Source organism: Photobacterium indicum, from assembly GCF_003026215.1.
Taxonomy (GTDB): Bacteria; Pseudomonadota; Gammaproteobacteria; order Enterobacterales; family Vibrionaceae; genus Photobacterium; species Photobacterium indicum.
The window spans coordinates 117133-132758 of sequence record NZ_PYOC01000007.1; the positions used below are offsets into that span (position 1 = coordinate 117133).

General features: G+C 41.0%; 11 protein-coding genes. 2 read left to right on the top strand and 9 right to left on the bottom strand.

Annotated features, from left to right (window positions below):
* Positions 1–269: 269 nt before the first annotated feature.
* The 4 genes from C9J47_RS18035 to C9J47_RS18050 all read right to left on the bottom strand — a co-directional run bounded on the left by C9J47_RS18035 (position 270) and on the right by C9J47_RS18050 (position 4937).
* A complete protein-coding gene (locus C9J47_RS18035) occupies positions 270–1691 on the bottom strand; it encodes an FAD-binding oxidoreductase (protein ID WP_107254736.1) in 1422 nt (473 codons plus the stop codon).
* Between the two features lie 287 nt (positions 1692–1978).
* On the bottom strand, positions 1979–2776 hold the full coding sequence (locus C9J47_RS18040) for a nuclear transport factor 2 family protein (RefSeq protein WP_425440606.1): 798 nt from the start codon (positions 2774–2776) through the stop codon (positions 1979–1981).
* Between the two features lie 146 nt (positions 2777–2922).
* Complete coding sequence (locus tag C9J47_RS18045) at positions 2923–3801, bottom strand: AraC family transcriptional regulator (protein ID WP_107254737.1); 879 nt, start codon at positions 3799–3801, stop codon at positions 2923–2925.
* Between the two features lie 194 nt (positions 3802–3995).
* Complete coding sequence (locus C9J47_RS18050; RefSeq protein ID WP_107254738.1) at positions 3996–4937, bottom strand: LysR family transcriptional regulator; 942 nt, start codon at positions 4935–4937, stop codon at positions 3996–3998.
* A gap of 273 nt (positions 4938–5210) precedes the next feature.
* On the opposite strand from C9J47_RS18050, the gene C9J47_RS18055 reads away from it, so the two are divergent.
* On the top strand, positions 5211–7388 hold the full coding sequence (locus C9J47_RS18055; protein ID WP_107254739.1) for a bifunctional diguanylate cyclase/phosphodiesterase: 2178 nt from the start codon (positions 5211–5213) through the stop codon (positions 7386–7388).
* A 131-nt stretch (positions 7389–7519) separates the two neighbouring features.
* Here the strand turns inward: C9J47_RS18055 and C9J47_RS18060 are convergent, their stop codons facing one another.
* From C9J47_RS18060 to C9J47_RS18080, 5 genes are read right to left on the bottom strand one after another with little or no spacing between them, the layout of a single operon-like run.
* The gene (locus tag C9J47_RS18060; protein WP_107254740.1) at positions 7520–9154 is read right to left on the bottom strand and encodes an FGGY-family carbohydrate kinase; all 1635 of its coding nucleotides are present in this window, start codon (positions 9152–9154) and stop codon (positions 7520–7522) included.
* Between the two features lie 13 nt (positions 9155–9167).
* The gene (locus C9J47_RS18065; RefSeq protein ID WP_107254741.1) at positions 9168–10127 is read right to left on the bottom strand and encodes an ABC transporter permease; all 960 of its coding nucleotides are present in this window, start codon (positions 10125–10127) and stop codon (positions 9168–9170) included.
* Entirely contained in the window at positions 10127–11125 is a 999-nt protein-coding gene (locus tag C9J47_RS18070; RefSeq protein WP_107254742.1) for an ABC transporter permease, read from the bottom strand. The genes C9J47_RS18065 and C9J47_RS18070 overlap by 1 nt, the downstream gene beginning before the upstream one ends.
* Entirely contained in the window at positions 11118–12611 is a 1494-nt protein-coding gene (locus C9J47_RS18075; protein ID WP_107254743.1) for a sugar ABC transporter ATP-binding protein, read from the bottom strand. Before C9J47_RS18075 ends, C9J47_RS18070 begins: the two co-directional genes overlap by 8 nt.
* Before the next feature lie 60 nt (positions 12612–12671).
* Positions 12672–13646 (bottom strand): autoinducer 2 ABC transporter substrate-binding protein, encoded by a 975-nt coding sequence (locus C9J47_RS18080; RefSeq protein ID WP_006229455.1) that lies wholly within the window; start codon positions 13644–13646, stop codon positions 12672–12674.
* An 826-nt stretch (positions 13647–14472) separates the two neighbouring features.
* Between C9J47_RS18080 and C9J47_RS18085 the strand changes: the two genes are divergently transcribed.
* Positions 14473–15606, top strand: coding sequence for a sugar ABC transporter substrate-binding protein (locus C9J47_RS18085; RefSeq protein WP_107254744.1), 1134 nt, complete (start codon positions 14473–14475; stop codon positions 15604–15606).
* Positions 15607–15626: the final 20 nt, after the last annotated feature.

Consider the following 15626-nt stretch of genomic DNA (forward strand, 5'->3'; position numbering starts at 1 on the left):
CATCATACAATTATAAATCGCGTGAAATATATAATTATTTTCAATGATTTAAATGAGTTATCACTCAGTAGCAGAGTATAGAACCTTCTGTTCGTTTATCTTGGCTGACCAGCTTGTATTAGTACTGTGTCAGGTAGGGTTTAGAAAAAGCATTGAAAGACAAATTCTCTAATGTGACATTTAATTTATCGGTTGGGTGGCGTTATATACGGCGTCGCACGGTCTTGATGCAACACCGTATGGTCTATTATGTAGTAGCAGAACTTAACCTACTTGTCCGGTGAAATATTCTGATTTAAACGGAAAAAATTATCAGGGTCGTACTTGGCTTTGACCTCGGCAAGCCGTTCATAGTTGGCTCCGTATGCTCCTTGAACGCGATCTTCATCTTCACTAATGAAGTTTACGTATACACCACCAGTGGCGAAGGGTTTAGTGGCATCGTAAAACTCACGAGCCCACTCAAAGCAAGACCCATCTTGACTCGTATTATCCCAACGCGTATGTACATTCATGATGAATTCAACATCACGATGAGGATATGCATTGGCATCAGGTGCAACCCTATTTGTTGCCCCTCCCATTTGAGCAATGAAGATCTCAGACTGTGGCGTTGGTAATTTGGAACCATACTCCACTAACTGCTCAATCAATCCATCACTTAACTCCGTGAAATTGTGTGACTTCCAGTAGTTTCGAGCACCGGGTGTTAATAGAGGGTCAAAAGCTTGCTGAAATCCAACAAATGGATGTGGTGCAAAGCCATTAGCAATCGCTTCGCCAAGCTGGTGTAACGGAGCCAATGCTTGTTTGCCTGCTTCCATGTCACCGCTGTAAAGAGCCACCAAAATCAATACTCGGGTTCCGTGTACATCAGGTTTAAGAAAAGGTAATGGTGGTGCATCGCGAATAACGGCCCATACCGTCAACTCTTCAGGGCAATTAGCACAAAAATCACGATATGCATGCAATACCGAATAAGCCTGCTCAAAAGGAAAAACAATTGGACCAGACATCACTTCAGGGCCAACAGCATGTAGTTTAAATTCGAATGATGTGACAACACCGAAGTTGCCGCCACCACCACAAGAAGCCCAAAACAAGTCAGCATGATGATTTTTATCACACCGCAGACGTTTACCTTCAGCGGTTACCACTTCAATGGCAAGAAGGTTATCAACTGTCATACCATATGTTCGACTTAGCCAACCGAAGCCCCCGCCAAGCGTTAACCCTGCTATCCCTGTCGTAGAGTTAATACCAACAGGGACTGCCAAACCGTAAGCTTGGGTTTCATGATCAACATCACCGAGTGTCGCGCCGGGTTCAACAACTGCAACACGCTCTTGCGGGTCGACTCGAACAGACCGCATATTACTTAAATCTATTAAAAATGCACCGTCGTACAGAGATTTGCCTGCAATATTATGTCCAGCGCCTCGAATTGAGGTAAGTAGCTGATGCTGCTTAGCAAATTGAATCGCATAGAGAACGTCGGCGGTTCCTGTACAGCGTACTATCACAGCCGGATGACGGTCGATCATCGCATTCCATATTTGACGTACCTCATTGTAATCAGGATCACCGGGAACGATAATCTGACCTCGAACTCTTCCATGAAGCTCGCTTAATACCTCATCGTTTAGAATTTTCATGTCGCCATCAAGTGAGCGAACTTGTAATTCAGCCATAATCACTTACCCATAGTTTTTGGCGAATGCACGGTGCATACGCCAGCCTATCTAATGAGCAATCGTTGGAAGTAAACCTCAATCATTGCTTCAGGTTGATTGCTACAACAATGAGTGTAGACGAGGCTTAGATTCAATAGCACAAAACCTAATGAACAGCCATGCTTGGGAGCCTGATTCAAATACTATTATACCCAAGTCACCAATTCCATAAACGAGAAAAACCGTGGCGATATAAGGCTACGGTTTGTTGGAAGACGATCTTTATTTGGATATATTGGCTCTATTTAGAAGCCAAATTTTCCATTATTATTTTTCCAGGCATTTTTCGCTGGAATTGACTCGATAGTATCCCAGTGTTCTACAATTTTATTATTATTAATGCGGAATAGATCATAGAAAGAAACGTGTTCGCCACCAAGGCTACCTTCACTAATACTCAGAACGAAATTGCCTTCACCTAATACGATATGGTTTTCTGTATAAACCATTTTAATGCCTTGCTTTGCCATCTCATCAAGTGCTTTGCCTAAGCCAGTAACACCGTCGGCTATGGCTGTATTGTGTTGAAGATAATCGGCATCACCATCATCAATAAAGCGACCTAGTTGTGCAAAGTCACCTTTCATAAGAATCGTATCAACAAAGTCAGTAACGAGTGCTTTGTTCTCTTTTGTCTTATCTAAATCGCTAATTTCTGTGGGGCCATCTAACTGGGTACGATTACTTGGATTTGGGCCTATTTTTTCAGCCAGATTATCCCAATGCTCAACAATTAAGCCATCTTCAAAACGGAATACATCAAAGCCAACTTTAGGGCCGAAGAAATTATAGTCGGTATGTGTAAATACGTAGTCACCATCAGTAAAGGCACGTTTTACATTAACCTTTGCACTGCCCTCTGGAAGCGCTTGTAGTACTGCACCAAAACCAGCAAGACCATCTCCCACTGCTAGGTTATGTTGAATATATTTATCTGGATTTACATAACTAATCGCTTGCTGATCGCCCGTTTCTATACTGTTAAGTACAGCAACCGCTTTGTCTTTATTAGATAGGTCCATTGTATTTTCCTTCGCTGAGATCTGACTTGCGTATGCTGTTCACACTAAAACTGTTGTAGCTAAAGCGGCTGATATACCTTTTTTCATGATTTTTACCTCTCGTTGGAATGAAGTAATAGTAATGATAAAAGGCAGAACTCACATGGTCAGTACAGGCGGAATAATGGTCAATGACGAACTTCAAACTGTTTCTGAAAGCGTGATGGGGTGATCAATGTATGTTTTTTAAAGTACTTTACAAAATTGCTGGCATCTTCAAAGCCAAATTCATAAGCAAGCTGTTGAGTTGGCAACCCATCTAATACAAGTCGCCTTTTTGCCTCCAAAATAGTGTAGGCATCGATGAGTTGCTTAGCAGTTTGATTGGTCGCTAATTTACAAATCTGATTTAAGGTTTTATAGGTAGTGTGCAGATGATCAGCATAATAAGTAGCATCTCTAGAGTGACGGAATTTTTTTTCAAGCAAATCAACAAAATCAGAGAACTTACCGAGTTGATCTTTGTTTAATCTATCATGATGATTCTCTGGCATCACTCGGCGAAGAATTAACGACAATGAAGAAAACAGAAACATGACGATTAAAGGATCTGATTCCTGATGCACAAGTTCTTTGCTGATTTCAGTCAATAGCTTTTCGCTGCTGCTCATGGCTTCTGAGTCAGGAATAAATACAGGCTGATAAGAATACTCTAAGTGAGTTGGCGTAAATTCTGGCAATCTCATGTTCGCAAGGGCTTGATTGATAAACTCTTGCGTAAAGAGCAGTATTTTACCTTTTGGTTTCTGGCTAAAATCAAACGCATGAACTTGATTTTTTTGAATGAAAATAAATGCCCCCGACTCATAAGGGTAGTTCACAAAATCTATTAAATGAGTGCCCTCTCCTTCTTCGATATGAATAATCTGATTGAAGTCGACGCGATGTGGCAAGGTAGGGTTATGATTAAGACTATCTTTACGTTGGTACAGTTGTTCTAAATCAATGATTTCAATTTCGCGGTTTGCCGTTTTTGTGTGGTTGAAGCCAACTTCAGGTATATTCATATTGCGAAAACCATTTATATAACATTCTGATTATACTGAAGTCTAGAGCATATCACTTAAATACTCTATCCCTCTAAACCGTCAGAAGAGATAATACGGAGCCTAACACTCATTTATATTAATAAGCTTGTTACTGTATTAAACTCACGGACTTGCAGACAGTCAGTATCGAGTATACCCCGCTACCTTTAATTTTATGTGTCGCGCGTTATCACTTCATCAGAAGCAAGACCTATAATCAGCTCTCGTAACCATTTATGACTCGGATCGTTATCAAAATGGCGATGCCAAAGTAACGCATATCCACCCGGTTCGAGTTTTATTGGAAGCGGCTTAACAACGAGATTGGCATCCATATTTAACGCTTTAACCGCAGAAAACGGATAACACATCAGTAAGTCACTCTGCTCACATAACTTCACTGCACTCTGTACATCCGACATATTGACCGCACTGTCGAGTTGCTTGCGCTCAATGTCGAGCACCTCTTTTAATAACCAACCGCTAATGCCACCAATGGTGACTTCTAAATGTCGGTATTTCAAAAAAGTGTCTATATTCCATTCTTCTTGCAATGCAGGGTGATCTTTGCGCATCAGACAAACCGAATAGTCCCGTACAAGCTCAGCATAATTAAGCTCATCAGGAATGCTAAGGTAATGAGACTTTGCACGTTCATCCCATTCAAAAATTCCAATACCAAAATCAATTTCACGCCTCAGTAAACGATTGAGACTATCATCACTCCAGGTACGGCTATTGATACTAATGCCGGGCGCTTGCTTAAGTAAGCTCGGCATGAAACGCGAATACGTCACGGTATATGCCGTTTCAACCAAGTCAAATGTAAACGTACGCTGGCTTTTTTCAGGTTCAAATTTTGAAGGTATCGCCAGCTGATCGATCTGACGTAAAATCTCATGAATACTGGGTGCAAGAGACAACGCCTTTGGAGTGGGAAGTAACCCTTTAGACTGACGGTCAAAAAGCGGGTCATCAAAGGTTTCACGCAGCTTAGCTAATTGCTTGCTGACAGCTGATTGGCTAAGGTATAAACGTGATGCCGCCGCTGTTACACTGCGCTCTTCGAGTAATACAGCCAATACCCGTAATAAGTTAACATCAAAGTTCTTCAAGTATGATTACCATCTATCAATAATTACAGCCATTGATTGTATACCGAAGTTACCTCAAGATGCTCGTTTCAACGATAATTTTCAACCTCTTACAAATACGATAAAAAGCTCCTCGTCTCGTTTAACTAATTTAATTCACGCTGCAAATTTTTAATACCAACAAAAACAAGCATAGCGCTTTACCTAAATGGTCAAAAAAACCTCAAAAATAACTATTAATCTTGTTAATATGTTAACCTCAAACCAATTGACAGGGTAATGATATGAAAAATAATGAAACAGATGTACCTACCTAATCGTCGCGTAATTTGTGGAGCATTATTTCTTCTTATAAGCTCAATTGGCATCTATTGGACTCATATTAGCCATACGCTGAACGCCCAAGAACAGCACCTGTTATTAAGTGATATCGTCAATGCACAAGCAAAAGCATTTGAACGCCGTCTATCACAATCATTATCTGCTACGCATATTTTAGCTCTGGAAGTTCAACAACAAAATGGTCGAATCGACGATTTTGATCACTTCTCTGAAGAGGTATTGAGAACAATTGGTGGAATATCTAACCTCCAACTAGCACCTGATGGAATAATCCAAAAAATATACCCACTTTTAGGTCATGAGAAAGCTATCGGACACAACATTCTTAAAGATGATAAACGCCGTAAGGAAGCACTCTCTGCTATCAATGAGCAAAAACTAACTTTGGCTGGTCCCTTCAAACTAATTCAAGGCGGTGTGGCGGTTATTGGGCGTAATCCCGTATTTTTTAGAGACGGTAACAAGCAGATATTTTGGGGCTTTACCGCTGCGCTAATCTATTTAGATGATTTGTTAGCATCAACGGAATTAGACCTCTTACAGTCCAAAGGGTATCGTTATCAACTAACTCGACGCTCCCCTGATACAGGCGAGACGGAAGTGATCGCAGCCTCTAGAGAATCTATCGTCTCTCCTCATCGTACTAGCACAATCAATATTCCAAATGCTACTTGGAAAATAACCATAAGCCGTCCAATGGAAGGAAGTACCTGGCAGGCTGCGCTCGGTTACCTTACCAGTATTACCATCGCTCTATTTGGATCTTGGGCTATGTGGTTTGTGCTTAGGCAGCCCGAAAAACTTCAGAAAATTGTTAAACAAAAAACACATGAACTGGAAAAATTTGCACTTTATGATCACTTGACAGGGCTTGCAAACAGGCGACTTTTAAATGAACACTTAGAGCAAGTCATTCAACAAACAGAATACTGCGGCAACTCGGCAGCTTTACTCTATTTTGACCTAGATGATTTTAAGCGCATCAACGACTCGCAGGGGCACGAGGTTGGTGATGGTGTGTTACAACAAATTTCGCATCGATTGAACTCCGTCGTAAACAAAAGTGATATCGTTGCCCGCATTGGAGGCGATGAGTTTACGGTTCTATTGTCTGCTTCCGGCTCTGCCTTTGATACTGGCCGTATTGCAGAACGACTGATAAACGTTATTTCAGAGCCAATTTTCTTGAATAACAAGGAACTCTCTGTTTCTGCATCGGTTGGAATTACCATGATTCCTTCAGACGGGAATGACGTGTCCACGCTTCTAAGAAACGCGGATATGGCAATGTATTCTGCTAAGAAAAGTGGCAAACGGAATTATCTTTTTTTCAATAAAACACTTCAGAAAAAAGCATTATATAAGATGTCGATTGAAGAAGGTTTAGACACTGCAATCAGTAAAAAACAATTCGTTTTACACTACCAACCAGTCTTTAGTTTTGATAGTAACAAGTTATGCTGTTACGAGGCCTTGATTAGGTGGAATCATCCTAGAGAAGGCCTCTTGCACCCTGAAAGCTTCATTGGTATTGCGGAAGAATCCGGGAAAATTAAAGATATTGGCTATTGGGTTATTCAGGATGTATGTGACGTCATCAAAATGCAGCAGTTACACATAGGGGATAGCTATCGTATAGCGGTTAACTTATCACCAAAGCAGTTCAACGATCCGGATTTGTTGGAGAATATACGCAGAATTATCCTGGATGTGGGTATTGATGCACGCTCTCTTGAAATCGAGATAACAGAATCGACATTGATGGAAAATATTGAGAGTGCGATACATACTTTACATCAGTTCAAGGAGTTAGGCATTACAGTCGCCATCGACGATTTTGGTACAGGCTACTCTTCCTTGGCGATGCTAAAACGCTTACCCGTCGACAAACTCAAAATTGACCGCAGTTTTGTTAAGGATCTGAGCTCAAATAATTCTGATCAGAAAATCGTTCAAGCACTAATTTCCATGGCCCACACTCTGCAAATTAGCGTAATAGCCGAAGGCATCGAGACACAGGAACAATACAATTTACTTCAGCAATATGGCTGTGATTTCGGTCAAGGCTATTTTTTTAGTAAACCTGTACCGATTACTGAATTAACCGTGGCTATGAGCCCAGTAGTTTAACCAACGAGAAAAGAAAAAAGGACGCTACTTATTAACAATAAGCCGCGCCCTTATTAAACAGTTCTATCTCATAAACAAGCTGGTACTCGATGCAAGACATTGAGATGCTAACGTTAGCTTTTACAAATAATTTAGAACTCAGACATTAGCTGTTTGTACTTCATATCGTCTTCATACATCTGATGGAAGATTTGATACTTCATATCATAGAAACGCTTAATTCTGTCTGTTTGTGGTGTTACTGCTTTTCCAATACGACTCATTGCATTCATCGCATCTGGAATATCGGTATAAAAACCTGACGCGACTGAACCTAGCATTGCAGAGCCAAGTAATACTGCTTCGCTTTCTTCTGGTAGTAACATTAAACAGCCAGTTGCATTGGCATGCTCTTGCACAAAAATCGTATTCTTTGTTCCTCCGCCACAACCCATAATAGTATCAATCTCGTATCCCGACTGATTCATTACTTCAATGATATGCCTTGTTCCTAACGCAATTGCCTGAATTGTCGCTAGGTACGCAAGTGCCATATCATCGAGTGTCTTCGACATTTTTAGACCAGTAATCGTACCGGTAAGGTTTGGGTTAGCTCGTGGAGAACGGTTACCATGAAAATATGGCAATACATGAATCTCTTTAGTTAGAAACGCAATATCTTCTTTAGTGCCCGCAAGTTTCAATAAATGATCATTTAGTATTTGATAAACCGTTGATCCATCTTTTGTAGCTTGTGCTTTTAGTTGTTCATATAACGGATTCGACGTGATGATATGGTCAATTAATGCACCTGTAGCAGATTGACCTCCTTCATTTAACCAATGATTAGGGATCATTGCGCCATAATAAGCCCCCCATACACCATCAATAAAGCGGGCTGTTTTTGATGCAGCCATATGACAAGATGAGGTTCCGCCTATTAGTGCCAAACGCTTATTAAAATCGGCAGTCTCGCCAGCCATACCGGCGGCTCCTAGAACACCGATACCACCAGCATGAGCATCGATAATAGACGTACCCACTGGTGTACCCCTTATTAAGCCTAAATCATCAGCTGCGTGTGCGGTTAAGCCTTGCCCTACGGGCTCACCCATTGGCTTAATAACATTACCAATAGACTTTGCACCATCAGCAAGTAAATCATCTAACCCAATGCGTTCGAAGAAGTGTGTATCCCACTTATCTTCATGACCAAGGTATGTCCATTTACACACGGTAGAACAAAGAGAGCGGCTATCATCAAACGTTGCTTTCCATGTTAAAAAATCGGGTAAATCAAAAAAATACTTCGCTTGTGACCAAGTATTTGGCATATTTTGCTTTAGCCAAAGTAACTTCGGGGTTTGCATTTCAGGGGAGATACGATTTCCCACATATGCCAATACCGGATGTTCTGTCGCATTAATACGCTCTGCTTGTGCAATGGCTCGGTGATCCATCCACATAATGATATTTTGTTCACTACGACCTGTTGGGCTTACTGTTAATGGTTGACCTTTCTTATCTAAAACAACTAATGAACACGTTGCATCAAAGCCAATGCCTTTTACTTGAATCGGATCAATACTCGCTTGTGAAACGGCATCTTTTACCGCCATACAAACACTTTGCCAAATATTTTCAGATGATTGTTCAACAAAATCGGCACGAGGTTTGAACATTTGAGTGTCGCGCTTTGCTTCACCGACTTTTCGACCAGAGGCATCGAAAACACCCGCTCTTGCGCTGCCACTACCAACATCAACGCCAATAAAATAAATACTCATTTTGCTCTCTCCACTAAGCTTTACGTTTTTGTAGGGTAATGAATAGAATTAAAATGCCACCCCAAAGAGCCATCGTTAAATAACTGCTGACTCCTAATAAGTTCAGACCGCTTTCTAACGTTTGCAATACAATCAATGCCAAGCCAATACCAATAATTCGACCAAAACCACCATCTGGATTAATCCCTCCTAATACCGATGCTAAGATGGCAATCAATAAATAGGATTCCCCATAGCCTGCTTTGGCCGAGTTGAATTTCGCCATCATAATAAGTGCAGCAACCCAGCAAAGAATCGATGAAATTGCATACACATAGAGAACCGCTTTTTGTGTGTTGATACCTGAGAATCGTGCTGCCTTCTCGTTCGAGCCCATTAAATAGATAGTACGACCAAGGCTGGTGTGCTCAAGTAACCCCCATAAACCAATAGCGAAAAACACGAAGAGGATAAGTGGCATTGGAATACCCAATACTGCGCCATTACCGATTACTAATAATGATTCTGGAAAGCCTGACATAACACTGCCACCAGAAATCAAAACGTTTAGGCCATTAATTAATGTCATCATTCCTAGTGTTGCTAATATTGGAGAAACCCCGACATAAGCAATTAAAGCACCGTTAAGTAAACCAATCACAACCGCTGTAACTAAACCGGCCACCAAAGCTAACAACAGTACCATTCCATTATCGGGTGCCATTGTGATAATGCTTGCCATAACTAAACTGCACGCATTGGTCGTTGCAATAATAGAGAGATTAATACCACCTGTAAGCATGCACACAGCCATGGCGAGCGCTAACATCCCCAGTAATGGCATTTGTGATGACATAGACTGTAAATTAGCCACCGAGAAGAATGTGTCACCACTTGCGACAGCCATGATGGCCATAATGCTGACTAAAATCACTAATAAGTAACGAATATTTCTGTCCGTTGGCAGCTTCAATGCGTTCAATACCTGATCCATTACGCCCCCTGTAATGCTTGTTTCTTTTCATTCAGAGCAGTCATACTGATACTGAATACAATGATGAGACCAGTGACAACCGCATGCCAATAGGAAGGAACCCCCAGCAATGTTAATCCGTTCTTCATAATGGCTAATAAAGCCACACCAAGAACAACTCCCATTAGCGTACCTTTCCCCCCAGTCATACTCGTTCCACCTAATACCACCGCAGCCAAAACTGTAAGTTCAAAACCCATTAATGAATTCGGTGCAACTGATTGTGTAATTTGGGTTTGCACCACAGAAGCGATACCCGCTAATGCCCCCATATAGCCGTATACGAACAAATGAATGCCAAATAAATTAATACCAATCCGGCTCGCGGCATCTGCATTACCACCCATAGCATAAATCTGACGACCTAACCGTGTTTTCGACATTAAGAATGACGTGAATAAAACAACAGCGACAAGCGTTATAATTGGAAGAGATAAGCCATAGTCGTATCCATCGCTCCCCACAAAGGTGAACCACTCAACCCCATCCATAAACCAATCAGGGAAACCGTATAACCAAGCACCATTGCTAAAGTAAATCAGCAATCCAAAAAATAGATTGAGTGTTGAAATCGTAATGATGATGGCAGGTACTTTCAGCTTATACACCAATACGGCATTAATAAGACCAAGCAACATACCCACAGCAGCGGCAATCAGAAACGCAATAAAGAAGTTTCCACCAATAGACAATACATAGGTCGCCATAACGTACTGTGCTATTGCGGCAGTCGCTGGAAATGAAATATCAATACCGCCTGCAATCAGAACAACAAAAAGCCCACAAGCCATGATGCCTAAAATGGCAGAACTCACCGACATATCGAAAATATTGCCCAGCGTTAAAAAATCTTCTGAGCTGATTCCTAATCCAACAACCATGAGACCAATAAGAGCCGCTAGATAAAACTCATGACGCTTTATTAAAGCCCCCCAATGAAAACGAATATGATCACGCATTGACTGCCTCCATGATTTCTTTTTCTGAAGATGTTATTGGATGAAAGTCATGAGAGAAATACCCATCTTTCATAACAATCACACGATGGCTGTTGTAAAAAACTTCAGGAATTTCATCACTCACCATGATGATTGCCATCCCCTTTAATGCGAGATCTTTTGCTATCTGATAAATACTTTCTTTGTTCGCAATATCAACGCCCACGGTTGGAGAATCGAGAATCAACACATCTGGCTCTGCCGCAATCCACTTAGCAATAGAAATTCGCTGAGCATTACCGCCCGACAAACTGGTCACTGGTAACATGGGATCAGCAACTTTAATTGATAACGATGAAATGAGTTTTCTCACTAAACTTGTCGCTTTAACATGGTCAAGAAAACCATTCGGCTTTTTCAATCGAGACAGAACAGTCGCTGTAGTGTTATCTTGTATGGATTGTTCCATAACTAACCCAGTACTCATCCTGTCTTCCGATACATAGCCAATGCCATGAGCAATCGCTTCTCTGTTAGAACTAAATTCAACAAGTTTGCCATTAACCTTCATTTGGCCGCTATCGGGCTTCGTCATACCAAATAATGCCAAACATAACTCAGTACGACCTGAGCCTAATAACCCTGTTATAGAAATAATCTCACCAGCACGAACTTGAAGATTAATATCATTAAATTGGCCCTTTTTAGTCAGGTTAGTTACCTCTAATTTCACGTCTCCTTGCTGTTTATATTCACCTAACGGAGAATACTCAAAACGTTGCCCCGTCATTAAAAAAGCCAATTCATCACTATTCATTTCATCTGCTGGATAAGTACCAATAGTTTTGCCGTCACGAATAACCGTTATACGATCAGAAATCTCCATAACTTCATCCAGTTTGTGGCTAACAAACACAACAGTGATGCCTTTGGACTTTAAATCTGCAACCACCTTAATTAAGCTATTGACTTCAGTGCGAGTCAGAGAAGCCGTCGGCTCATCCATAATGACAAGCTTGGCATCAGACGCCATTGCACGGCAAATAGCAACCAACTGGCATTCTGCAATAGAAAGTTGCTCTACCCGTTTAGTTAAAGGAAGTGATACCCCCACTTTATCCATCGCAGCTTTGGCTATCGCATCTAAACGTGTTTGCTTAACTAAGCCCTTCGTCCATGCCATATGATCTTGCACTGCAATATTTTCAGCGACAGTAAGATTAGGAAATAAAGATAAATCTTGATAGATAACCTGAATCCCATGCTCTATAGATTGCTGCGGATTCAAGCGGGAATAGGTTTTCCCATCAAGTACAATCTCAGCCCCTTTTTCAGGTGCATGTACCCCAGAGATCACTTTGAACAAGGTACTTTTTCCACAACCATTTTTCCCTGCTAAGCAATGCACTTCACCTTTATGAAAAGTTAAGTTGATGCCATCAAGGGCCTTAACGGAACCAAAATGCTTGGATACTCGCTTTAAGGTAATAAATGCTTCGTTTGACATGATGGATTTCCAGCTAAAGGGCAGCATTGCACTGCCCAAAACAAAATATTAATAGTGTGATTAGAAACCAAGGTCGCGAGCGTTTGACTTGTCCACAACGAGGATTTTATTAAATTTAATCACACGCTTTTCTTGATCAATCTCTGCAACACCAAGATTATCAACGGTCACACCATCAACCACTTTTTGACCGTCCAGCATTTGTTTAGCTACCGCAACCATCGCATAACCTGCATCGGCAGGATTCCATAAGAAACCTTTATCAATTTCGCCACGCATCAAGTACGGTGCCGCTTGGCTTGGCATCATAATACCAACGGTACTCATTTTGTTTTTAGCACGTTTCTTCTTAATTGCTTCACCAGCACCAATGGCACCGAGTGAGCCATAAGAAACAATACCTGTCATGTCTGGATGAGCTTTCATTAAGTCATTCGTTGCAGCATACGAAGCATCAATACTTTCTGCGACAGGCATACGACTTGTCACTTCATACATGTCTGGGTAAGCCATTTTTTGGTAATCAATCGCTAAATTTGCCCAGTTGTTATGCAGTGGAACAGTTAATGACCCAACATAAACGGCATAGCCACCTTTTTTGCCCATATTTTTCGCAAGCTCATCCATTGTCGCTTTCGCATAAGCTTGATTATCAATGGTTTCGATATCCCAGTCGGCACTGTGACCATCTGGCGATTCGTGAGTTAGTACAATAATGCCCTTCTCACGTGCTTTCTTAAATACGGGTTCTAATACCGTTACATCATTAGGAACAACAGTTATAGCATCCACTCCTTTAGCAATCAGATCTTCAATGATCTTCACCTGCTGTGCTGGATCGGGAGTAGATGGACCTAGCTGACGGGCATTAACACCAAAATCAGTAGCTGCCTGCTCAATACCCTTGTTCATTTGGTTAAACCAAGGGATACCTGATACTTTCACGACGTTCACAATTTCATAGTCTTTTGCCTGAACACCAGCAGTAGCAAGAGCCAGTGTAAGAGCAGCAACTTTGAACAAGACCTTTTTCATCGTTTCAATCCTTTATTATGTGTATAGGGTATTGGATATTCGATGAGAAGAATATGAGGCATAGACTGATAACAAACTTAAAATCACTCACGCAATGTGACACACACACATTAATGTAACCACACCAAAACATCACGGTTAAATAATTGTTAAACTGAAACCATTACGTAATTTAAGCAAATCAATTCACGCCAAACAACACAATAAAAGATCAATTAAACACAAGGTGGCAACAATACACTTTGCGATTACCTCTACGGTAAAAATTAATTGAGGGAATAGTCATTACTGACTGATGGGAATATTATGATTTATGACCTAGTTCTTATTTATTGATAAATATTGCATTGTTGCACTGAAAAAACAGAGGTTCATCCAGAATTTAAAAGCATCTCGACGAGCCACTTTTAAAATATAAGCAACTCATGATGTATTTTTATTACAAATTGCTCTTTACGAATATACGAGCACCAGCCTCATTCATGATGCTCTCCCCCCTCAATATCACCAATGCATTTTGCCATTCTCATCACGTTTTTAACCTATCAAAGATACTGAATACCTTGGATATCATTGCGGTAGATAACATTTATCTATGTGATATGCATTTTTTCTATGGCTGCCCTTTATAAAAGGCATTTCACCCAATACCACCAACGACCTATGATAAACCTAATGACGTTTAGCTTTATAAACAGACAAACATGTATCGCAGGAAGCACTCTAAGAGACCGCTTAATAAAAAGCATAAGCTGTTGATACCATCGAATTAGTCCAACGTGATTTTATCGACTCAAACCTCTTTATCCCTTTCAGGAGAAACTAAATGATTAAGAAAATATCGCTTGCCGTTTCAACCGCCTTACTATTAAGCAATACGGCAATGGCAGCAGAGAATATTGTAGTCGGTGTAGAAAAAAGCTACGTACCTTACTTCACCGAGTTGGCAGAACAATTCAACAAAGGTAAAGATTTTAAGGTTGAAGTCGCCGCGACAAGTATGTTTGACCTATTGAGTGCATTGCCAACTCAAAAAGGCAACATTGCTGATATTTTCATGATCCCTAATGACCGTATTGGTGAATTAGCCGACCAGCATTTAATTACTTCTACCAACTTCACAATTAACGGTTTTACCGATGCTGCAACTAACGCCGCAACATACAACGGCAAAACGTATATGGTGCCAATGTCTACGGACACTACCCTATTTCTTTACAACAAAGATATGGTAAAAGAAGCACCAAAAACATTGAAAGAAATCCCACCTTCAGATTGGGCTGCAACATTTACTAATTTCTACTTTTCGGGTGGTCTGTTTATGACCAACGGCGGCTACATATTCAAAGACAACAACCCTCAAGACATTGGTTTAAATACCGCCGATTCAATCAAAGCAGGTTTAGCGGCTCAAGGGCTATACGACAGTGGTGTTAGTCACTGGACATTAATGCAAGATGACACTGTCGCTTACGACATCATGATGAAGTACTTCATGGAAGGAAAACTAAAAGCGATCATCAATGGACCGTGGGCGATTGCTGATATTGAAAAAGCCGGCATTAACGTTGGCGCAGCACCAATCCCAAGTTGGGATGGTAGCCATCCATACAAAGCCCTAACAGGGACAAAAGGGATGACCGTTAATGGTTACAGTGATAACAAAGAAGGCGCGAGTGCCTTTCTTAAATTCCTAGCTACGCCTGAAAATGCACAAAAATGGTACGTAGATACACGCGAAGTCTCGCCTAGTTTGTCTGTGAGTTACAAAGAAGGGTCACTGCACAAAGCCATTTTCGATGCGACGAACATTGGTCAACCTATGCCAAGCATTCCTGAGTTCATGAAAGTGTGGGGCCCAATGAAAACAGCTCTTGCTCAAATAGCACAAGGACAAGATGTGAAAGCGGTATTAGATGCAGCTGTTGATACTATCGAAATCGATATTGAAGACATGTAATCAACGTTAATATTCCCTTT

Bases quoted from the DNA above. Each gene is read 5' to 3' on its own strand.
- C9J47_RS18035 (WP_107254736.1), bottom strand. From the start codon at position 1,691: ATGGCTGAATTACAAGTTCGCTCACTTGATGGCGACATGAAAATTCTA.
- C9J47_RS18045 (WP_107254737.1), bottom strand. From the start codon at position 3,801: ATGAATATACCTGAAGTTGGCTTCAACCACACAAAAACGGCAAACCGC.
- C9J47_RS18055 (WP_107254739.1), top strand. From the start codon at position 5,211: ATGAAACAGATGTACCTACCTAATCGTCGCGTAATTTGTGGAGCATTA.
- C9J47_RS18060 (WP_107254740.1), bottom strand. From the start codon at position 9,154: ATGAGTATTTATTTTATTGGCGTTGATGTTGGTAGTGGCAGCGCAAGA.
- C9J47_RS18065 (WP_107254741.1), bottom strand. From the start codon at position 10,127: ATGGATCAGGTATTGAACGCATTGAAGCTGCCAACGGACAGAAATATT.
- C9J47_RS18070 (WP_107254742.1), bottom strand. From the start codon at position 11,125: ATGCGTGATCATATTCGTTTTCATTGGGGGGCTTTAATAAAGCGTCAT.
- C9J47_RS18075 (WP_107254743.1), bottom strand. From the start codon at position 12,611: ATGTCAAACGAAGCATTTATTACCTTAAAGCGAGTATCCAAGCATTTT.
- C9J47_RS18080 (WP_006229455.1), bottom strand. From the start codon at position 13,646: ATGAAAAAGGTCTTGTTCAAAGTTGCTGCTCTTACACTGGCTCTTGCT.
- C9J47_RS18085 (WP_107254744.1), top strand. From the start codon at position 14,473: ATGATTAAGAAAATATCGCTTGCCGTTTCAACCGCCTTACTATTAAGC.